Origin of the sequence: Mesorhizobium sp. LNHC221B00 (genome assembly GCF_000502935.1) — a bacterium.
GTDB lineage: Bacteria > Pseudomonadota > Alphaproteobacteria > Rhizobiales > Rhizobiaceae > Mesorhizobium > Mesorhizobium opportunistum.
Genome location: NZ_AYWR01000003.1, coordinates 389,248 through 408,781 on the forward strand (window position 1 = coordinate 389,248; position 19,534 = coordinate 408,781).

16 protein-coding genes and 1 pseudogene are annotated in these 19,534 nt (G+C 64.7%); 11 read left to right on the top strand and 6 right to left on the bottom strand.

What is annotated here, in order from left to right; translation table 11 throughout:
* Positions 1 to 44 precede the first annotated feature (44 nt).
* From X741_RS160340 to glcF, 4 genes and pseudogenes are all read left to right on the top strand, one after another.
* The gene (locus X741_RS160340) at positions 45 to 1,367 is read left to right on the top strand and encodes a DUF3422 family protein (RefSeq protein WP_023776654.1); all 1,323 of its coding nucleotides are present in this window, start codon (positions 45 to 47) and stop codon (positions 1,365 to 1,367) included.
* A gap of 285 nt (positions 1,368 to 1,652) precedes the next feature.
* Positions 1,653 to 3,149 carry an FAD-linked oxidase C-terminal domain-containing protein gene (locus X741_RS160335; RefSeq protein WP_023776655.1) on the top strand — a complete coding sequence of 499 codons (1,497 nt, stop codon included), beginning with the start codon at positions 1,653 to 1,655 and terminating at the stop codon, positions 3,147 to 3,149.
* A 221-nt stretch (positions 3,150 to 3,370) separates the two neighbouring features.
* Positions 3,371 to 4,656, top strand: a pseudogene (locus tag X741_RS01000000166315) (FAD-binding protein).
* A 4-nt stretch (positions 4,657 to 4,660) separates the two neighbouring features.
* Complete coding sequence (gene glcF / locus X741_RS160330; protein ID WP_023776656.1) at positions 4,661 to 5,986, top strand: glycolate oxidase subunit GlcF; 1,326 nt, start codon at positions 4,661 to 4,663, stop codon at positions 5,984 to 5,986.
* Between the two features lie 15 nt (positions 5,987 to 6,001).
* On the opposite strand, the gene X741_RS160325 is transcribed toward glcF, so the two are convergent.
* Positions 6,002 to 6,922 carry a bifunctional 5,10-methylenetetrahydrofolate dehydrogenase/5,10-methenyltetrahydrofolate cyclohydrolase gene (locus X741_RS160325; RefSeq protein WP_023767442.1) on the bottom strand — a complete coding sequence of 307 codons (921 nt, stop codon included), beginning with the start codon at positions 6,920 to 6,922 and terminating at the stop codon, positions 6,002 to 6,004.
* Between the two features lie 270 nt (positions 6,923 to 7,192).
* Positions 7,193 to 7,936: a L,D-transpeptidase gene (locus tag X741_RS160320; protein ID WP_023776657.1), complete on the bottom strand. Its 744-nt coding sequence runs from the start codon at positions 7,934 to 7,936 to the stop codon at positions 7,193 to 7,195.
* A gap of 217 nt (positions 7,937 to 8,153) precedes the next feature.
* Here X741_RS160320 and X741_RS160315 point away from each other — a divergent pair, with 217 nt between their 5' ends.
* Complete coding sequence (locus X741_RS160315; RefSeq protein ID WP_023776658.1) at positions 8,154 to 8,792, top strand: DNA-3-methyladenine glycosylase I; 639 nt, start codon at positions 8,154 to 8,156, stop codon at positions 8,790 to 8,792.
* 3 nt (positions 8,793 to 8,795) lie between these two features.
* Here the strand turns inward: X741_RS160315 and X741_RS160310 are convergent, their stop codons facing one another.
* Complete coding sequence (locus X741_RS160310) at positions 8,796 to 9,047, bottom strand: hypothetical protein (protein WP_023776659.1); 252 nt, start codon at positions 9,045 to 9,047, stop codon at positions 8,796 to 8,798.
* Between the two features lie 484 nt (positions 9,048 to 9,531).
* Between X741_RS160310 and hisS the strand changes: the two genes are divergently transcribed.
* The 5 genes from hisS to X741_RS160285 all read left to right on the top strand — a co-directional run bounded on the left by hisS (position 9,532) and on the right by X741_RS160285 (position 16,107).
* Positions 9,532 to 11,028, top strand: a complete 1,497-nt coding sequence (hisS, locus tag X741_RS160305) for a histidine--tRNA ligase (protein ID WP_023776660.1) — start codon at positions 9,532 to 9,534, stop codon at positions 11,026 to 11,028.
* A gap of 181 nt (positions 11,029 to 11,209) precedes the next feature.
* Positions 11,210 to 12,331, top strand: a complete 1,122-nt coding sequence (locus X741_RS160300; protein WP_023776661.1) for an ATP phosphoribosyltransferase regulatory subunit — start codon at positions 11,210 to 11,212, stop codon at positions 12,329 to 12,331.
* Positions 12,328 to 13,032 carry an ATP phosphoribosyltransferase gene (gene hisG / locus X741_RS160295; protein WP_023776662.1) on the top strand — a complete coding sequence of 235 codons (705 nt, stop codon included), beginning with the start codon at positions 12,328 to 12,330 and terminating at the stop codon, positions 13,030 to 13,032. The genes X741_RS160300 and hisG overlap by 4 nt, the downstream gene beginning before the upstream one ends.
* 130 nt (positions 13,033 to 13,162) lie before the next feature.
* Positions 13,163 to 14,935 carry an AMP-binding protein gene (locus X741_RS160290; protein WP_023776663.1) on the top strand — a complete coding sequence of 591 codons (1,773 nt, stop codon included), beginning with the start codon at positions 13,163 to 13,165 and terminating at the stop codon, positions 14,933 to 14,935.
* Positions 14,936 to 15,003: 68 nt separating this feature from the next.
* The gene (locus X741_RS160285) at positions 15,004 to 16,107 is read left to right on the top strand and encodes a calcium:proton antiporter (protein WP_023776664.1); all 1,104 of its coding nucleotides are present in this window, start codon (positions 15,004 to 15,006) and stop codon (positions 16,105 to 16,107) included.
* Positions 16,108 to 16,155: 48 nt separating this feature from the next.
* Here X741_RS160285 and X741_RS160280 read toward each other — a convergent pair whose 3' ends face one another.
* Positions 16,156 to 17,064, bottom strand: a complete 909-nt coding sequence (locus X741_RS160280; protein ID WP_023776665.1) for a LysR family transcriptional regulator — start codon at positions 17,062 to 17,064, stop codon at positions 16,156 to 16,158.
* Positions 17,065 to 17,163: 99 nt separating this feature from the next.
* Between X741_RS160280 and X741_RS160275 the strand changes: the two genes are divergently transcribed.
* Positions 17,164 to 17,688, top strand: a complete 525-nt coding sequence (locus tag X741_RS160275; protein ID WP_023776666.1) for a hypothetical protein — start codon at positions 17,164 to 17,166, stop codon at positions 17,686 to 17,688.
* Positions 17,689 to 17,746: 58 nt separating this feature from the next.
* Here X741_RS160275 and X741_RS160270 read toward each other — a convergent pair whose 3' ends face one another.
* Both X741_RS160270 and X741_RS160265 read right to left on the bottom strand, forming a co-directional pair.
* Complete coding sequence (locus X741_RS160270; protein ID WP_023776667.1) at positions 17,747 to 18,421, bottom strand: TetR/AcrR family transcriptional regulator; 675 nt, start codon at positions 18,419 to 18,421, stop codon at positions 17,747 to 17,749.
* 125 nt (positions 18,422 to 18,546) lie between these two features.
* Entirely contained in the window at positions 18,547 to 19,491 is a 945-nt protein-coding gene (locus X741_RS160265) for a nucleoside hydrolase (protein WP_023776668.1), read from the bottom strand.
* Positions 19,492 to 19,534 lie beyond the last annotated feature (43 nt).

Consider the following 19,534-nt stretch of genomic DNA (forward strand, 5'->3'; position numbering starts at 1 on the left):
GACGCAACTACAAGAGGGGTTCAAAGAAACCCGGGGAACTAGCCGTGTCAGACGACCCGTCCAATCTCGAGTTCCAGCCGCGCGCCCAAGGCAGTGTCATGGGCTTTCCAGCGCATGAAGGCCGGCCCGGCGCGCTGGGTGAGGTGCATGCCCGGCCGCATCCGCTGATCCAAAAGCCGCGCGTCCTGATCCAGCTTGCCTTCATGACCGAGGGCGGCTCCAGCGTCGATCATGCCGTCCTTTCCGAACTGTCGCGGCGGCTCGGCATCGCCGCGCCCGATCGCCAGGCCCGCCATCATGCCATGAAGTCGGGCAAGGGCTCGCTGCGTTGGGAACGGCACACGGAATTCTCGACTTATCTGTGGGAGGGGCCGCTTTCCGAAAGCGGCAGGACGCAGGAGGACTCGCCCTTCGGCAACGGCTTTTCACCGCCGGGAACCGTCATCTCGGGCATCCGCCTGGAAATTCGCAAGTGGACGCAGGCGAGTGAGCGGCTGATCGCCGCTTTCGACCCGACCAGCCTGTGCTACTCGCTGGTCGAACGGGGCAATGCGGCAATAGTCACCGATTTCCGCCAGGACGGCGACGGCATGACGCGCATCCTGGTGCTCGATCGTGGCCTGACGCCGGCGCGCACCGGAGCGTTGTCGCAGCGGCTGATCGACATCGAGACCTACCGCACGCTCGCCATGCTCGGCCTGCCGCTGGCGCTGACCTTGTCCGGCCGCGCCCGCCGCATCGAGGACCGGCTTGCCCAGACCACGCTGGAAATGAAGGTCGCCGAGACCCGCGACAGCCAGACGCTGCTCGCCGACCTGACCGAATTGGCCGCGGAACTGGAGGCGGACGCGGCATCGAGCCTCTACCGCTTCGGCGCCAGCCGCGCCTATGACGGCATCGTCGTCGAGCGGCTGGAGGCGCTCGAGGAGGAAGCCGTGCCCGGCTACGACACCTGGCGCGGGTTCCTGCAGCGGCGCGTTGCACCGGCCATGCGCACCTGCCGGTCGGTCGAGGAGCGGCAAGCCAATCTGTCGCGCAAGCTGACCCGCGCCACGACGCTGCTGCGCACCTGGGTCGATGTCGAGGTCGAGAAGCAGAACCGCGACCTGCTCGCCTCGATGAACAACCGCGCCCGCCTGCAACTGCGCCTGCAGCAGACCGTCGAAGGCCTGTCGGTCGCCGCTGTTTCCTACTACGTGGTCGGCCTCGTCGGCTATGTCGCCAAGGGCGCCTCGATTTTCGGCCATGCCTTCGCGCCCGAAATCGTCACCGCCGCATCGGTGCCGGTCGCCATCCTGCTGGTCTGGTGGGGCGTGCGCCGCGTGCGCCAGATGCATTCCGAGCCCGGCAAGCACCCGGGCGAATAGCGGCGCCCCCTTACCTTCCCCCTTGTGGGGAGGGTCGGCTCATGATCGCAGCGAAGCGAAGATCGTGAGACGGGGTGGGGGGGCATCATAAAGCGCCGCGCCGACCCCCACCCCGCTCACTTCGTTCGCGACCCTCCCCACAAGGGGGAGGGTGAGACAGCGGCAGATTGCCGCTGCGGAAGGTTCGCTCGTCCCTTGGACTTGGATCTTCACCACCGAGATATTTGCAACCATCGCGCTTCACTGGTAAAAGATTTTGACCAGTCAAGCGAAATGAGGCTGCTGATGTCCGGCCTTGCGATGCCGAAAACAGACGACGCCACGATGCGCCGGCGCGACGAGATCGTCGCCGACATGCGCATCATCGTGCCGGGCGAAGGCGTGGTCGATGCAGCCAACGCCATGCGGGCTTTCGAGAGCGATGGCCTGACCGCTTACCGCCAGCTGCCCCTGGTGGTCGTGCTGCCCGAAACGGTGGCGCAGGTTTCCCGGGTGCTGAAATACTGCAACGATCGCAACATCCGCGTCGTGCCGCGCGGCTCCGGCACCTCGCTGTCGGGCGGCGCGCTGCCGCTCGAGGACGCGGTGCTGCTGGTCATGAGCCGCTTCAACCGCATTCTTGCGATCGACTACCCCAATCGCATCGTCGTCGCCCAGCCGGGCGTCACCAATCTTGGCATCACCACCGCCGTCGAGCAGGAGGGCTTCTACTATGCCCCCGATCCATCCTCCCAGATCGCCTGCTCGATCGGCGGCAACGTCGCGGAGAATTCCGGCGGCGTGCATTGCCTGAAATACGGCCTCACCGCCAACAATGTGCTCGGCATCGAGATGGTGCTGATGAGCGGCGAAGTGGTGCGGCTCGGCGGCAATCATCTCGATGCGGAAGGCTACGACCTGCTCGGCGTCATGACCGGTTCGGAAGGCTTGCTCGGCGTCGTCACCGAGGTCACCGTGCGTATCCTGAAGAAGCCGGAGACGGCGCGCGCGCTGCTGATCGGCTTCCCGACCAGCGAGCAGGGCGGCCAGTGCGTCGCCGACATCATCGGCGCCGGCATCATTCCGGGCGGCATGGAGATGATGGACCGGCCGGCGATCCACGCCGCGGAGGATTTCGTCCATGCCGGCTATCCCCTCGATGTCGAGGCACTGCTGATCGTCGAGCTCGACGGACCGGGCGTCGAGGTCGATCATCTCATCACCGCGGTCGAGGCAATCGCCATCCGCAACGGTTCGACCACCTGCCGCATCTCGCAGTTCGAGCAGGAGCGGCTGAGCTTCTGGGCTGGCCGCAAGGCGGCATTTCCGGCGGTTGGCCGCATTTCGCCCGACTATTACTGCATGGACGGCACCATCCCACGCAAGGAATTGCCACGCGTGTTGGCCGGCATGCGCGAGCTGTCGGAGAAATATGGGCTCGGCGTCGCCAACGTCTTTCACGCCGGCGACGGCAATCTGCACCCGCTGATCCTCTACGATGCCAACGTGCCGGGAGAACTCGACAAGGCCGAGAGCTTCGGCGCCGACATATTGCGGCTCTGCGTCAAGGTCGGCGGCGTGCTGACAGGCGAACACGGTGTGGGGGTCGAGAAGCGAGACTTGATGCCTGAGATGTTCAACCAGGTCGACCTGGACCAGCAGATGCGCGTCAAATGTGCCTTCGATCCCAACCACCTGCTCAATCCGGGAAAAGTGTTCCCGCAGCTTCGCCGCTGCGCTGAGCTTGGACGCATGCATATTTCGGGCGGCAAGCTGCCGTTTCCGGACATTCCGAGGTTTTGAGTGGGTATGCCAGCGCTTGAACACCCCCCTCTGTCCTGCCGGACATCTCCCCCGCAAGGGGGGAGATCGGATGTCGCGTGGGGTTTCGCTAATCTCCAGCGCTGCCAGCCAGGCGAGTGGCTGAAGCTGCCAATCTCCCCCCTTGCGGGGGAGATGTCCGGCAGGACAGAGGGGGGTGCGAAGGAACGCGGCGTTTCCGCATTCGAGGGCGCGGTCTCTTCATGACCACCTTCACCCCGATCACCCCATCCGAAGTCCTCTCCACCGTCGCCTGGGCCGTGGCGGAAGAGGCGCCGCTCGAAATCATCGGCCACGGCTCCAAGCGCGGCATCGGCCGCCCGCTGCAGACCGAGCATACGCTCGACCTGTCGATGCTCACCGACGTCACCCTCTATGAACCCGCCGAGCTGGTGCTGTCGGCAAAGGCCGGCACTGCGCTAACCGACATCGAGAAGCTGCTGGCGGAAAACGGCCAGCAACTCGCTTTCGAACCGATGGATTACGGCCCGCTGCTCGGTGGCGAGCCGGGCAGAGGCACCATCGGTGGCGTGCTCGGCGCGAACCTGTCCGGTCCGCGCCGGTTGAAGGCCGGTGCCGCGCGCGACCATATCCTTGGCATCAATGTGGTGTCCGGCCGGGGCGAGGAATTCAAGTCGGGCGGCCGAGTGGTCAAGAATGTCACCGGTTACGATCTGTCGAAGCTGATGGCCAACAGCTGGGGCACATTGGCCGTGTTCACCGATGTCACCTTCAAGGTGCTGCCCGCGGCCGAGACCGAGGTCACGCTCGCGGTGCGTGGCCTGCTCGACGATGCGGCAGCAAGCGCCATGGCCCTGGCGCTCGGCTCCAGCGCCGAAGTGTCGAGCGCCGCCCATCTGCCCGAGCGCATCGCCGCGCGTGTCGCCGGCGGCGCGGTCGGCAGCGATNCGAAGTGTCGAGCGCCGCCCATCTGCCCGAGCGCATCGCCGCGCGTGTCGCCGGCGGCGCGGTCGGCAGCGATGCCGCCACGCTGTTGCGCGTCGAGGGCTTCGGCCCGTCCGTCGCCTATCGTATCGCCGCGCTGAAGACGCTGCTCGGCAAGGCCGGACCGCTGGAGGAAATTTCCGGGGACGTTTCGCGGCAGATCTGGCGCGATGTGCGCGACTGCAGGCCGTTCGCCGACGGCAGCGAGAAACCGGTCTGGCGCGTCTCGATGACGCCTTCCCAAGGGCATCAAATGGTCCTGACTTTGCGCATGCAGGCCGCCGTCAGCGCCTTCTATGACTGGCAGGGCGGGCTGGTCTGGCTGCGCATGGAAGAGGGCGATCCGGAGGCCGCCCTGCTGCGCGGGCTGTTACGCAAACATGGCGGCGGCCATGCGACTTTGGTTCGCGCGGCACCCGCCCATCGCGCCGCTCTGCCGGTGTTCGAGCCGCAGTCGCCGGCGCTTGCCGCACTGAGCCGGCGGCTGAAGCAGGAATTCGATCCGAAAAACATCCTCAATCCCGGCCGCATGGCCCAGGACTAACGCGATGCAGACCAATTTCTCGCTTGCCCAGCTTGCCGATCCCGATGTCGCGGAATCGGAGAAGATCCTGCGCAAATGCGTGCATTGCGGCTTCTGCACCGCCACCTGCCCGACCTATGTGACGCTTGGCAACGAACTCGATTCACCGCGCGGGCGCATCTATCTGATCAAGGACATGCTGGAAAACGGCCGACCCGCCGACAAGGAGATCGTCACCCATATCGACCGCTGCCTGTCGTGCTTGGCCTGCATGACCACCTGTCCGTCGGGCGTCAACTACATGCACCTGGTCGACCATGCCCGCGCCCATATCGAGGAAACCTATAAGCGGCCGCTGCTCGACCGCCTGACCCGCGCCATGCTGGCCTTCGTCCTGCCCTATCCCCAGCGCTTTCGCGCGGCGCTCAAGCTTGCCAAGCTGGGCAAGCCGTTCATCGGCCTGTTCGAGAAGGTCCCGGCACTGAAGCCGCTTGGCGCCATGCTCAAGCTCGCGCCGGCGTCGATCCCGGCAGCTTCGCCGATGGCCTCGCCAGGCATCCATGCCGGGCAGGGGGTGAAAAAGGGCCGTGTCGCCATCCTCACCGGTTGTGCGCAGTCGGTGCTCGATCCCGCCATAAACGACACGACCATTTCGCTGCTGACGCGGCTCGGCGTCGAGGTCGTGGTGCCTCCGGGCGAGGGCTGCTGCGGCGCGCTGGTCCACCATATGGGGCGCGAAGAGGCAGCCCTTGCCTCGGCCCGGCAGAACGTCGATGCCTGGACGCGCGCCATCGACCAGGGGGGTCTCGACGCCATCATCATCACCGCGTCGGGTTGCGGCACGACGATCAAGGACTATGGCTTCATGCTGCGTCTCGATCCGGCCTATGCCGAAAAGGCCGCGCTTGTGTCGGCGCTGGCCAAGGACATCACCGAATATCTGGCCGACTTTGACATGCCTGACCCTGTGCGCAAGCCGGGCACGGTCGTTGCCTATCACTCCGCCTGCTCGATGCAGCATGGCCAGAAGATCACGCGTCAGCCGAAAGAGCTGCTGACCAAGGCCGGCTTCGTCGTCCGCGAGCCGCGCGAGGGCCATCTCTGCTGCGGTTCGGCCGGCACCTACAACATCCTGCAGCCCGAGATTTCGGCAAAACTGCGCGACCGCAAGGTGAAAAACATCGAGGCAACGGGCGCCTCGATCGTCGCCACCGGCAACATCGGCTGCATCACGCAGATCGCGTCCGCTGCCAGGATGCCAGTGGTGCACACGGTAAAACTGTTGGACTGGGCCTATGGCGGACCGAAGCCGGAAGGCGTTCTTGACGAGAACCTGATCGCGGCGGAGTAGGGCCGCGCTCGGCGGTTACTCCGCCGCCAGCCTGTCGGCTGTGCCGTAAGTCGCTTCGTAGAGCGCGCGCTGGCGGCTGAGCGCCACCATCGTGTTGCGCAGCAGGATCGCCACCGTGATCGGACCGACGCCGCCCGGCACCGGCGTGATCCAGGAGGCGACCTCGCGCACGCTTTCGGTGTCGACATCGCCCACGATGCGGCTCGTCCCGTCCGGCCCGATCTCGGAATTGATGCCGATGTCGATCACGGCAGCACCCGGCTTGACCATGTCGGCCTTGATCAGCCGTGGCTTGCCGACCGCAACGAACAGCGCATCGGCGCGCCGCGCATGCGCTGCGACCGACCGCGTCATGTGGTGGCAGACGGTCACCGTCGCTCCTTCGCTCATCAGCAGGAACGCGATCGGCTTGCCGACGATTTCCGAATGGCCGACGATGACGACCTCCAGTCCCTTGAGATCGAGGCCGGTTTCCTTGAGCAGTTCGACCGAGGCGGCCGCGGTGCAGGGCGCGAGGTCAAGCTGGTTGTAGACGATGTTGCCGATCGAGGCCGGGTGCATGCCCTCGACGTCCTTGAGCGGATGCACCGCCGCTTGCAGCGTCTTGATCGGGATATGGGCGGGCACGGGCCGCTGGATGATGATGCCGGTGACGCGCGGATCGGCGTTCAGGCCGTGGATGGCGGCCTCCAGTTCACCCGACGTGATGGTGGCGGGAAAACGCCGTTCCTCGAAATCGATGCCGGCGAGCTCGGCCTTGGCGCGCTGGTTGCGCACATAGACATCGACCGCATCGGTATCGCCGACGGTGATCGAGATCAGCTTCGGCGGAAAACCCTCGGCTTTGGCAATCGCCGCATCCTCGCGCACGGCGGCGATGATGCGCTGGGCAACCGGGCCGCCCTTGAGATAGCGGTTGTCATCGGACAGGGGCATGGGGGAACTCTTTTGTCTGGTTGCGCTCCCATAGCAAAGGAACATCGAAAATGGCAGCACGAAAGCGAACCACCATGCCCTCGGCGCGACGTTCGGGCGCAGTCTTGCCTGGGTGTTGGCTCGGTTTTCACAGGAAAACGGAAAGGGCAGCGCGGTTTCCCGTGCTGCCCTTCCTGACCGGCCGCATCCCCATACGGCCCGTCCCCCGTTATCTCTGGATTGGCCCCTAAAAGCTCAATGCTTTGCCGGCCAAGTGATTCGCGAGAATTATTATATCACCTCGACCATGGTTCCGACATTGACCCGCTCATAGAGGTCGACCACGTCCTCGTTGCGCATGCGGATGCAGCCCGACGACACCGCGCCGCCGATCGTCCACGGCTGGTTGGTGCCGTGGATGCGGTACTCGGTCGTGCCGAGGTAGAGCGCGCGCGCGCCGAGCGGGTTCTCCATGCCGCCGGCCACATAGGTCGGCAGATAGCGGCCCTTGGCGGCCTCGCGCTTGATCATCTGCGCTGGCGGGCGCCAGTCCGGCCACTCGCGCTTGTTGGTGATCTTGTGCGTGCCCGACCATTCGAAGCCTGGCTTGCCGGTGCCGACGCCATAGCGTCGCGCCTTGCCGTTCTTTTCGATCAGGAACAGGAAGTTCTGCGTCGTGTCGATGACGATCGTGCCCGGCTTCTGCGGGCCGTCATAGGCGACTTCCTGCGGCAGGTAGATCGGGTTGATCTGCGGGCGCATGATCGTGCGCTTGGCCGGAGCCTGCACGGCTGCCGTCCGCACACGATCGGGCTGCGCCGGCTGCGCGGTGCGCAGGCGCGGCTGCTGCACGACCTGGCGGTTCTGCCGCACGATGCCGGGCGCATTGCCAAGCTGCAGCACCCAGGGGGCGGAAAGGTCGGGGCTGACCATCACCGGAGGCCTGTCGGCATAGCGGTCGTCAGCGGCTGAGGGCGTGACGCCGGAGGCAAACACAGCCATGGCGCCGAGCACGGGAAACAAAACTCTCTTCATCGGGAACGCACCCTTGATCGTCTGATAAAACCGGGTGGAAACGACCTCCCGGTTCAGCGGATCATTGGCGCGCAAGCAGCAACCGAAACATGAATCGGAATGCGTAAAATGCGGTTGTGTCAGTAAACCTTTTGGTGTGGTTACCGCCGGGTTCAGGAATCTGGTAAAGCCGCGGTAAATGCAGCGCGCAAGCGCATTAACGAACGGATTTTGGCTAATGGAAAAAGACAATACCGGCCTGCTCGCCGGTCCCGACGGTGTCGCGCGCTGCTTCTGGCATGGCAATTTGCCCGACTATCTGCACTATCATGACCATGAATGGGGCCGGCCGGTGTCGGACGACCGCAGGCTGTTCGAAAAGATCTGCCTCGAAGGTTTCCAGTCGGGCCTGTCGTGGCTGACCATACTGCGCAAGCGCGAGAATTTTCGCGAGGCCTTCGCTGGCTTCGACTTCGACAAGGTCGCCGCCTTCACCGACAAGGATGTCGAGCGCCTGCTTGGCAATGCCGGCATCATCCGCCATCGCGGCAAGATCGTCTCGACCATCAACAATGCCAAGCGCGCCCGCGAAATGGTGGACGAGTTCGGCTCGCTGGCCGCCTGGTTCTGGAAGTTCGAACCCGGCAAGGACGAGCGGCCCAGGATCGTCGACCTAGCCCATTTGCGCGCCAACCCGACCACGGCGGTCTCGGTGCGGATTTCGAAGGAATTGAAGAAGCGCGGCTGGAGTTTTGTCGGCCCGACCACGGTCTACGCCTTCATGCAAGCCATGGGGCTGGTCAACGACCACCTCGAGGGTTGTGTTTGCCGCAAGGAGGTCGAGAAGGAACGGAAGGCTTTCAAGCGGCCGAAATAGGGCTCAGGTGCCGTTGATGTTGGCCAGGAACAGGCCGGCGACGATCGCAACCACGGTGGCCACCGTCGGGTAGATCACCAGCAGGCCGGTCACCAATGCATCGCGCATCGAAGGCCCCTTGCCGATATCGGCCGGTATCTCGAATGGCCCGGCGGGCTGGCCAGCCATCTTCGGAGCGCGGATGTCGGCCGGACGCAAGCGCGCCGGCAGTTCGCCGGCATCGCTGTTGGCATGGAATTTTGTTGCGCTGGTCATGTCCCGAACCCCTTCATGTGGTGCGCTATATCGGCCGCGATTGTGTCGGCACGATGCCGTGCTCATGGCCGGACTGTTTCATTTTCGGTTCGTTTTTGTTTCAAGCGTTTTCCTTCTCCCCTTGTGGGAGAAGGTGGATCGGCGCGCAGCGCCGAGACGGATGAGGGGTGTTCCANGAGAGGCGTGCTCATGGCGCGCGCTTTAGCAGGGGCGGGTTGCAGGGGCAAGCGGGGTGGCGGTGCCCTTGCCTTCTCCCCTTGTGGGAGAAGGTGGATCGGCGCGCAGCGCCGAGACGGATGAGGGGTGTTCCAGCGGAGTGAGACGTTGACGTTCCCTGGAACACCCCTCATACGACCTCGCTTCGCGAGGCCTTCTCCCGCAAGGGAGAAGGCAGAGGCGCTGACCCTTGCCGGTCCCCGCTGCATCGGTTAGGACACGCGCACTCAAAATAAGTCGTCATTTACCTAGCAAAAAGACCCATCTCATGGCCGACAAATCGGAAAAGACGAAAGCGCGGCTGCCGCGCGGTTTTGCCGACCGCAGCGCCGAGGACATCCGCGCCGTCGAGAAGATGATGGCGACGATCCGCTCGGTCTATGAGCTCTATGGCTTCGAACCGGCCGACCAGCCGCTGATCGAGTACACCGACGCGCTGGGCAAATTTTTGCCCGACCAGGACCGGCCGAACGAGGGCGTGTTCTCGTTCCAGGACGATGACGACCAGTGGCTGTCGCTGCGCTATGACCTCACCGCGCCGACGGCGCGCTTCGTCGCCGAGAATTATGAGCGCCTGCCAAAACCCTACCGCAGCTACCGCTCCGGCTGGGTGTTCCGCAACGAGAAGCCGGGGCCCGGCCGCTTCCGCCAGTTCATGCAGTTCGACGCCGACACGATCGGCACGCCGGGTGTCGCGGCGGACGCCGAGATGGCCATGATGATGGCCGACGTTATGGAAGCGCTCGGCATCAACCGCGGCGACTACGTCATCCGCGTCAACAACCGCAAGGTGCTGGATGGTGTGCTGGAGGCGATCGGTCTTGGCGGCGACGACAATGCAGGCCGCCGGCTGACCGTGCTGCGCGCCATCGACAAGCTGGACAAACTCGGTCCGGAAGGCGTGAAGCTCCTGCTTGGCCCGGGGCGCTGGGACGGCGGCAAGGAAGGTGAGGGAGATTTCGCCAAGGGTGCCGGGCTGGAGAACGTGCAAGCCGAGGCGGTTCTTCTCGCCACGGCGAAGAATGCACAGGCCGGCCAGGATGCCATAGTCAGTTCGAACGCGATCTACCAGGAAGGCGTTGGCGAACTCTCGACGATCGAGGCTCTGGTCAGAGCGGCGGGATACGGCGAAGACCGTATTGCCATGGACCGCTCCGTCGTGCGCGGCCTCGAATACTACACCGGCCCGGTCTTCGAGGCCGAGCTTCTAGCCGAAATTCCCAACGAAGACGGCCAGATCGTGCGCTTCGGCTCGGTCGGTGGCGGCGGCCGTTATGATGGCTTGGTCTCGCGCTTCCGTGGCGAGCCGGTGCCGGCGACCGGTTTCTCCATTGGCGTCTCCAGGCTGATGACGGCGCTGAAGAACCTCGGCAAGCTCGACAGCGCCGACGTGATCGCGCCGGTCGTCGTGCTGGTGATGGACAGGGACACTGACAGCCTCGGCCGTTACCAGAAGATGGTGAGCGAACTGCGCGCCGCCGGCATCCGCTCCGAAATGTATCTCGGCGGCGCCGGGATGAAGGCGCAGCTTAAATATGCCGACCGGCGAAATTGCCCGGTCGCTGTCATCCAGGGCGGCGACGAGCGCGCCAAGGGTGAACTGCAGATCAAGGACCTGATCGAAGGCGCACGCATGTCGGCCGAGATCACCGACAACGCCGAATGGCGCGCCGCGCGCCCGGCCCAGGTGACGGTGGCCGAAAGCGAGCTGGTCGCCGAGGTGAGGCGGATATTGGCGGCGCAGGCCGAGGAACGGTCTAAGTGACGAGCGCAGCCCCCTCTTGTCCTTCTCCCCTTGGGGGAGAAGGTGGCCTCGCGGAGCGAGGTCGGATGAGGGGTGTTCCAGGGAATGCCAACGTCTCATTCCGTCACGTACCCCTCATCCGTCTCGGCGCTGCGCGCCGATCCACCTTCTCCCACAAGGGGAGAAGGGAAGGGCGCAGCACATGACCTCCCGCTACCCCGCCATCTCAGCCGACATCACCAGCCTCTTCGCCACCCGCAACACGCATGCGGTCGAGGTTGCCATCCTGCAGCCGGCAGATCCCTTCCTCGACATGGCCGGCGAAGATCTGCGGCGGCGCATCTTCCTTACCGAGAGCGAGACCGGGCAGACGCTATGCCTGCGGCCGGAATTCACCATTCCGGTCTGTCTCGACCATATAAGTTCGCAGGCCGGCACGCCGCGCCGCTATTCCTATCTGGGCGAGGTGTTTCGCCAGCGCCGCGAAGGCGGCAACGAGTTTTTCCAGGCCGGCATCGAGGATCTCGGCGACCGCGACACGGCCGAGGCCGATGCGCGCTCCGTGGCCGACGCGCATGCTTTGCTGTCGCTGGTGCTGCCCAGCCGTTCCCTGGCGGTCACGCTCGGCGACCAGGCCATTTTCGAGGCCGTGCTCGCCGCCCTTGGGTTGCCGCGTGGCTGGCGCATGCGGCTTGCCCGGGCCTTCGGCTCGGCGCCGATGCTTGAGGCAGCACTCGCCGATCTCGGCAATCCACCGCGCAACAGCCAGCTTTCAGGCGATGTCGCGGCGCTTGTCCTCGACGGCGATGTCGAAGGCCTTTCGGCGCACATCGCCGGCGGCATGGAGGAGGCCGGCCTGTCGGCGTCGGCCGGGCGCTCGCCCACGGACATTGCACGGCGGCTGATCGAAAAGGCCGAGTTGCGCAGCGTGCGGCTGTCGAACGAGGCTTTCGCGGCGCTCAAGAACTTTCTGGCCATCGATGTGCCGCTCGATGGCGCGGCCCAGGCGCTGGAGAGCTTCGCCGCCGGTGCCGGGCTTTCGCTGGGGGCGGCGCTGGAAAAGTTCGCGGCACGCGCCAACGCGATCGAGGCGCATGGCTTGCCGGTGGGAACAATCCGCTACGATGCCGCTTTCGGCCGCCCGCTCGACTATTACACCGGTGTGGTCTTCGAAATCGCGGCGCGGGATGGCGAGCGCGCCCTGGCCGGCGGCGGTCGCTACGACCGATTGCTGACGCTGCTCGGCGCCAAGACCGCGATCCCCGGCGTCGGCTTTTCGGTCTGGCTCGACCGCATCGAGGCGTTGCGGGAGACGGCACCATGATCACGTTAGCCATTCCCTCGAAAGGCCGGTTGAAGGAGCAGGCGCTGGAGGTGCTGGCCAGGGCCGGCCTCGCCGTCAGCCTGCCCGGCGACGAGCGCTCCTATCGCGCCCGCATTGAAGGCGCGGAAGGCATCGAGGTTGCCCTGCTGTCGGCTTCCGAGATATCTGGCGAGATCGGCCAGGGCGCGGTCGATCTCGGCATCACCGGCGAGGACCTGGTGCGCGAGAACCTCGCCGATTGGGAGGCCCGCGTGGAAATCGTCGCCCGTCTCGCCTTCGGCCATGCCGACGTCGTGGTGGCGGTGCCCGATATCTGGCTCGACGTCGACACCATGGCCGATCTCGATGACGTCGCCGCCGATTTCCGCCAGCGCCACGGCCGGCGGCTGCGCATCGCCACCAAATACTGGCGGCTGACCCAGCAGTTCTTTTCGCAGAAGCACGGCATCCAGGTCTATCGCATCGTCGAAAGCCTTGGCGCCACCGAAGGCGCGCCGGCGGCTGGCCTCGCCGATGTCATCGTCGACATCACCACGTCAGGCTCGACGCTGCGCGCCAATCACCTCAAGGTGCTGGGCGACGGCGTTGTCCTGAAGTCGCAAGCCTGCCTGGTGGCGTCGAAGAAGCCGCGTGCGGCGGCCGATGAAGCGCTGCTGCGCGACATCGCGTCGAAGATGAGCGCCCTTCTCCCTCCTCCTTGAAGGGCAGCGGCGAAGGCGGACAGGGGGTGCCTGCGGCAGTGCGCGGCCCCAGCACCTCCACTACCATCGGCGGGATTTCCACCGTCCCGGCAGGCTGATAGGTTTGGGCTCGTCCTGGGAGGATACAGCGATGCCGGTCAATCTCGACGAGCTGAAGAACGCCACCAATCTGCGTGGCCGCGCCGCTCGCAATGGCAATGTCTTCGTGGCCCCTGTCGATGGCAAGGCGCATGTCTCCGGCGAGCGCACGCCGCCGCTGCTCAAGGAGACGATTCCCGCGCTGTTCTCCGACACCGCCAGCAAATATGCCACGCAAGATGCCGCCGTCTTCGTTGGCCAGGACAAGCGCTTCACCTGGAGCGAACTGTCGGACACGGTGGATGCGCTGGCCGCCGGCTTCCTGGCGCTGGGGCTGGAAAAGGGCGACCGCGTCGGCATCTGGTCGCCAAACCGCTGGGAGTGGCTGGTGACCCAGTTCGCCACCGCCCGCATCGGCCTGATCCTGGTCAACATCAACCCCGCCTACCGGCTGACCGAACTGGACTATGCGCTGAACAAGGTCGCCTGCAAGGCGCTGGTGACGGCGGCGAGCTTCAAGACCTCCGATTACCTCGGCATGATCGAGACGCTGGCGCCCGAGATCGCCAAGGCCGCGCCCGGCAAGCTCAAGGCGCAAAGGCTGCCGGCGCTGAAGATCGTCATCCGCATGGGCGAGGAGAACTCGCCCGGCATGTTCAATTTCGGCGACGTGCTGGCCATGGCCGGCCGCGACGAGCATGACAGTCTCGACCGCATTTCCGAGGGGCTGAAGCCTGGCGAGGCCATCAACATCCAGTTTACCTCGGGCACCACGGGCGCGCCCAAGGGCGCGACGCTGACCCATTCGAACATCGTCAACAACGGCAATTTCGTCACGTCGGCGATCAAATTGACCGTCGATGACCGGCTGTGCATCCCGGTGCCGCTCTATCACTGCTTCGGCATGTCGATGGGCACGATGGGTTGCGTCTCGAAGGGCGCGACCATGGTTTTCCCGGGCGAAGGGTTCGATGCCGGCGCCACGCTGAAAGCCGTGGCGCAGGAGCATTGCACCGGGCTCTATGGCGTGCCGACCATGTTTGTCGGCCTGCTCGATCATCCCGATTTCCAATCCTTCGATCTCTCCAGCCTGCGCACCGGCATCATGGCCGGCTCGCCATGCCCAATCGAGGTGATGAAGAAGGTGGTGTCGCTGATGCATATGTCGCAGGTGACCATCGCCTACGGCATGACCGAGACCAGCCCGGTGTCGTTCCAGAGCGGCGTCGACGATCCCCTGGAAAAGCGCGTCTCGACCGTCGGGCGCATTCATCCTCATGTCGAGGTCAAGGCGGTCGATGCCGACGGCGCCACGGTTGCCGTGGGCGCGCCGGGCGAGCTGTGCACGCGCGGCTATTCGGTGATGAAGGGCTACTGGGACGACGACGACAAGACCCGCGAGGCGATCGATGCCGACGGCTGGATGCACACCGGCGACCTCGCCACCATCGATGCGGAGGGCTATTGCAACATCGTCGGCCGGGTCAAGGACATGGTCATCCGCGGCGGCGAGAACGTCTACCCGAGAGAGGTCGAGGAATTTCTCTACCGCCATCCCAAGGTCAGGGAAGTGCAGGTGTTCGGCATTCCCGACACCAAATATGGCGAGGAGCTGTGCGCCTGGATCGTGCTCAAGCCCGGCCAGATCGCCACCGAGCAGGAGATCAAGAACTTCTGCGCCGGCCAGATCGCCCACTACAAGATCCCCCGCCACATCCGCTTCCGCAGCGAATTGCCGATGACGGTGACCGGCAAGCCGCAAAAATTCCTGATGCGCGAAGCGATGGTGGAGGAACTGGGACTGGTGACGCAGAAGACGGCGTGAACGGGTGAAGGCTTCGATCTATCGGTGCGCGAATGCAACCGGGTTTGCAGAAACGCGCAGGGGCTTGCATGACTGGTTTCGGACGATCGGCGATTTCCTACGCGATGCCGCTGGCCGCCCTGGCGATGGCTGTCGCGGTCAGAGCCAGCGGGCTGTCGGTGGACCAGGGTTCGTTGAACGCCAGGATCCTTGTCGGTGCGCTGTCGAGTGCGATCATGTTCGTCACCATTTTCGTGGTGCTCGACCACGCCGAGGCGGTAGCTCGGCGGTTAGGGGAGCCGTACGGCACGCTGGTGCTGACGTTTGCCGTCACGGCGATCGAAGTGTCGATCATTGTTTCCATGATGCTGCATGGAGAGAACAACCCGACGCTGGCACGGGAGTCCGTCTTCTCGACGGTGATGATCACGTCCACCGGCGTTGTCGGCATGTGTCTCGCACTTGGCGGCTGGCGTCATCGCAAGCAGGCCATCGTGCGGCAAGGAACCAGTGCCTATCTGGCGGTTCTGATCGCGCTGACCGTCATGACGCTTATTCTGCCGACCTACACCCAGACTACGGATCCCGGCACGTTTTCGGCAGCCCAACTTGGTTTCGTCAGCGTCCTTTCAGTGCTGCTCTATGCAAGCTTCGTGTTCGCGCAGACCGTCCGGCACCGGGAAGACTTTATCCAGGGACAACCACACGACGTTTCGGTGCTCGCTGCCCCTCACGAGAACATCTCCGCCAGCGCTCTGCTGCTGGTGGCCGGACTGATCGGAATTGTCATTCTCGCCGAGCAGGTCGCGGCAAGCGTCGAAAATACGCTCGTTGACTACCAGGTGACCCAGGCTGACAGCATTGTGGGGGCAATGATCGCGGGGTTGGTGTTGATGCCGGAGGCCATTTCGGCGGTGCGCGCTTCACTCAACAATGAGCTGCAGCGCGGCTTGAATGTCGCGATGGGTTCGGCTTGCGCCACGATCGGCCTGACCATACCGGGAGTCGCAGCCGCCAGCCTGCTGACGGGGAGAGGACTGACCCTGGGGCTGCCGGCTGCCGATGCGGTCCTTTTGGTCCTGGCGCTTTTCATATGCAATGTAAGCTTCAGCACTGAAAGAACGACGTTCTTGACCGGAATGGTCCATCTCGTAGTATTTTTTACCTATGTATTTCTGATATTTATACCATGAAAGCTTTGGTGCAAGCGAAGCGTCAGGGTTCCACCATCCTTCGCCATCTCAGACCGCGGATTTGAGGTGATCGATGAAGGCGCGCAGCTTCGGCAGGATCTGGCGCTTGCCGGGATGATAAAGGAAGACGCCCGGCGTCGTGGCGGCGATGCTGTCCAGCACCGGCTCGAGTTTTCCCTGCGCTATCGGAGCTTCGGCGACGGGCCGAGGGATCTGCGCCAGCCCAATCCCCCGCATCGCGGCGCCGACCATCGTTGGATAATCATGCGCGATCAGCGGGCCTGAGACCATGGCCTCGATCGCCTCGTTGCCGTCAATGAAGGACCAGGGCGCGATGGCGCCGTTCGAACGGCGTAAGCGCAGGCAGGCGTGGTGGCGCAGATCCTCCACACGCTCGGGGCGCCCGTGGCGCTCGAAATAATCCGGGCTGCCGACGACCACGAACGAGAATGACGGCGTCAGCCGAACGGCGACCATGTCGGGGGCGACGAACTGGCCGAGGCGGATGCCGGCATCGAAGCCGCCGGTCGCCAGATCGACCATCTCGTCGCTGGCGGCGATCTCCAGTTCGACTTCGGGATAGGCCTGACAGAAGGACGCGATCACCGGCTCCAGGATCAACGGCACCACGGCGCGGGGCACCGACAGGCGCAGCAGACCGGTCGGCCGTTGGCCGACGTCACGGGCGGCCTCGCCAGCGGCGACGATCTCTTCGAAGGCAGGGCCGGCGCGATCGAGGAACCGTTGACCAGCCTCGGTCAAACCGACACTGCGCGTCGTGCGGACGAACAGCGCCGCGCCAATGCGGGCTTCCAGCGCGCGCACCGCCTGGCTCACGGCGGATGGCGTCACGCCGAGATCGGCGGCGGCGCGGCGGAAGTTGCGGCGCCTGGCGACGGCCAGGAACACCTCGACGCCCTCCAGCGTACCATGTCTGACTGTGTAGTTCTGCTTCATGGGTCGTTGTGATTACAACGGATAGTCGAACGATGGAAGCGGGCCTAGGTAATCGGCTGAAGCGGGGAGGCCGCAATGCCCTGCCAACAAGGAGGCCAAATGCCCACGGAAGTGCTGTTCCAGATCCAACTCGTCTTAGGCTATGTCGCGTGGCTGCTTTGCTTCGGCGCATACGGGCTGCCGTGGCTGAACTCGATGGACCGAACCGCGGCGCAACGCGCCATTGCCACCCTGCACAGCTTCCGCTTCTTCGGCCTCGTCTTCATCCTTCCGGGCGTTGTCGGCCCGAATCTACCCGCCGGCTTCGCCGCGTTCGCCGCCTATGGCGACTTCGCGACAGGGATACTGGCCCTGCTGGCGCTGGTCTCGGTAAGGATTCCCTGGCTGTTCTGGTCGTTCGTCGTCGCCTTCAATCTCGTGGGAGCGGTCGATCTCATCGCCGACTATTACCACGCCATCCAGGCCGGTCTTCCCGCGCACGCGGAGCAATTGGCCGCCGCCTACGCGATCCCGATCATCTACGTACCGCTGCTGATGATCACCCATATCGCCGCATTCTATTTTCTGCTGCGCCCCCGCCGCAGCGCGTCTCGCGCCGTCACCGACACTGCGACGGCGTCCTAGTCATCCGGGAACTCGGCTGCGCTTTCGAAGGCAATGGCGGCGAGGCGAAAAGCGGATGCTACCGCCGTCCGCTCTCCATCTCGCTCGGCCGTGGCGCCGTACCGCGCTCCTGCACGAGCGGCCCGAGCAGCACCTCTCCGAACAGCGGCTGGTAGCTCCGGCGCACCGCCGGATCCTCCTTGAAGGACAGCGCATACTGGCCGATCTGGTGGAAATAGGTGATGCGGGCCCTGACCAGGCTTTCGTCCGGGGGATAGCCCATGGCGCGGAACGAGCGGATCAGCAGCGCTATGCGCAAATCGTCCATGTCCTTCACCTCCTGCGCCAGTTTTCGGGAGGTTCGCGACCAGTCGCGGATGGCCAAATCGAGCAGCGGGCTGAACGGTGCTTCGTCGACCCACACATGCACGATGTCGGTGAAGAATTGCAGCCCGTCAATGTCGTGCATCTCGCGCATCGCCCAGAACGGTGCGCAGTTGATGTTGCGCCATTCCTGCAGCAGGCCGCCACGAAGATCGTCCAGGCTGGCAAAGTGGAAATAGAAGCTGCCGCGCGTGACCTTCAACTGCTTGGAGAGACGGTCGATCTTGACTTCGGCGATGCCACGCTTCTCCAGCACCTTGCGCGCGGCGGCGATCCAGGCGTCACGGCTGAGCGTCTGCCGCGCGGTCTTCGAACGCGGGGCTGCCTTGGACGGTCTCTTGCCTCTGGCCGGGGCGCTGTCGGCTTTCATATGATCAAGACCTTCATCGCCATGCGCGACGCCTCCAATCCGTTCGCCGGCTTCGATGCGCTTCGCGACTCTTCGAGGGTCCATCTATCGCGGAACGCGCGACCAGAGCAATTCCAGGAACCGCTCTATGGCAATGCGCTGATCCGCTCCAGCATGAGTTCGAAGAACGGCGCCGGATCGATGCGTCGCAGAACGTTGCAGTTCCTGGCGCGGCCGGTCACGTGCCACCAGTCGACCACCGTCATGCCGATCGTCTCCGGCGAGACGATATCGACCGTCACCGCGCACTGGCGCTGCTCGTAGATATGTGGCGCCAGGAGGTAGCCGGTGACGCAGGCATCGTGGATGGGGCGCGCCGGCGTTTCGAATTTGTGGGTGCCGTACTGGCGGTAGAAGTCCGCCAGATTGGCGGCTTCGACCGCGGCGCGGCTGCCGGTTGCGCGCAGGCGGTCTAGCCACTCGGGCGTCATCAGGGCCGTGTAGGTGCAGTCTATGCCGGCCATGGTCACGGGCACGCCGCTGTCGAACACCTTGTGGGCCGCATGCGGGTCGACGAAGATGTTGAATTCCGCCGCGGGCGTGGCGTTGCCGCCCTGGAAAAAGCCCCCGCCCATCAGCACCACCTCGCGCAGCCGGGGCACGATCCTCGGCTCCATGGTCATGGCCATGGCGAGGTTGGTCATCGGCCCGAGCGTGCAGACGGTCAGTTCGCCTTCCGGCGCCTCCATGATCGTGCGCACCAGGTAATTCACCGCGTGTTCGCTCTGCAGTTGCGTCACGGGCTCGGGAAGATCGGCGCCGTCGAGGCCGGTTTCGCCATGGACATATTCAGCCGTGATCAGCTTGCGCACCATCGGCGCCGGGCATCCGGCATGCACCGGCACGTCCGCGCGCCCGGCGAGTTCCACGACCTTCAGCGCATTCTTCGACGTCAGGGCAAGCGGCACGTTGCCGCCGACCGTGGTGATGCCGATCACCTCGAGTTCGGCCGGAGATCCCAGTGCGAAAAGGATGGCGAACGCGTCGTCCTGGCCCGGATCGGTGTCGATGATGATCTTGCGTGGTGCCATGTTTCAGCGCTCTTCCTTTTGCGGTCGAAAGCCTATTGATGAG

Excerpts from the sequence above, each read along its gene's own strand:
- X741_RS160335 (WP_023776655.1), top strand. The coding sequence starts at position 1,653 with ATGTCCGGCCTTGCGATGCCGAAAACAGACGACGCCACGATGCGCCGG.
- glcF (WP_023776656.1), top strand. The coding sequence starts at position 4,661 with ATGCAGACCAATTTCTCGCTTGCCCAGCTTGCCGATCCCGATGTCGCG.
- X741_RS160325 (WP_023767442.1), bottom strand. The coding sequence starts at position 6,922 with ATGCCCCTGTCCGATGACAACCGCTATCTCAAGGGCGGCCCGGTTGCC.
- X741_RS160320 (WP_023776657.1), bottom strand. The coding sequence starts at position 7,936 with ATGAAGAGAGTTTTGTTTCCCGTGCTCGGCGCCATGGCTGTGTTTGCC.
- X741_RS160315 (WP_023776658.1), top strand. The coding sequence starts at position 8,154 with ATGGAAAAAGACAATACCGGCCTGCTCGCCGGTCCCGACGGTGTCGCG.
- X741_RS160310 (WP_023776659.1), bottom strand. The coding sequence starts at position 9,047 with ATGACCAGCGCAACAAAATTCCATGCCAACAGCGATGCCGGCGAACTG.
- hisS (WP_023776660.1), top strand. The coding sequence starts at position 9,532 with ATGGCCGACAAATCGGAAAAGACGAAAGCGCGGCTGCCGCGCGGTTTT.
- X741_RS160300 (WP_023776661.1), top strand. The coding sequence starts at position 11,210 with ATGACCTCCCGCTACCCCGCCATCTCAGCCGACATCACCAGCCTCTTC.
- hisG (WP_023776662.1), top strand. The coding sequence starts at position 12,328 with ATGATCACGTTAGCCATTCCCTCGAAAGGCCGGTTGAAGGAGCAGGCG.
- X741_RS160290 (WP_023776663.1), top strand. The coding sequence starts at position 13,163 with ATGCCGGTCAATCTCGACGAGCTGAAGAACGCCACCAATCTGCGTGGC.
- X741_RS160285 (WP_023776664.1), top strand. The coding sequence starts at position 15,004 with ATGACTGGTTTCGGACGATCGGCGATTTCCTACGCGATGCCGCTGGCC.
- X741_RS160280 (WP_023776665.1), bottom strand. The coding sequence starts at position 17,064 with ATGAAGCAGAACTACACAGTCAGACATGGTACGCTGGAGGGCGTCGAG.
- X741_RS160275 (WP_023776666.1), top strand. The coding sequence starts at position 17,164 with ATGCCCACGGAAGTGCTGTTCCAGATCCAACTCGTCTTAGGCTATGTC.
- X741_RS160270 (WP_023776667.1), bottom strand. The coding sequence starts at position 18,421 with ATGAAAGCCGACAGCGCCCCGGCCAGAGGCAAGAGACCGTCCAAGGCA.
- X741_RS160265 (WP_023776668.1), bottom strand. The coding sequence starts at position 19,491 with ATGGCACCACGCAAGATCATCATCGACACCGATCCGGGCCAGGACGAC.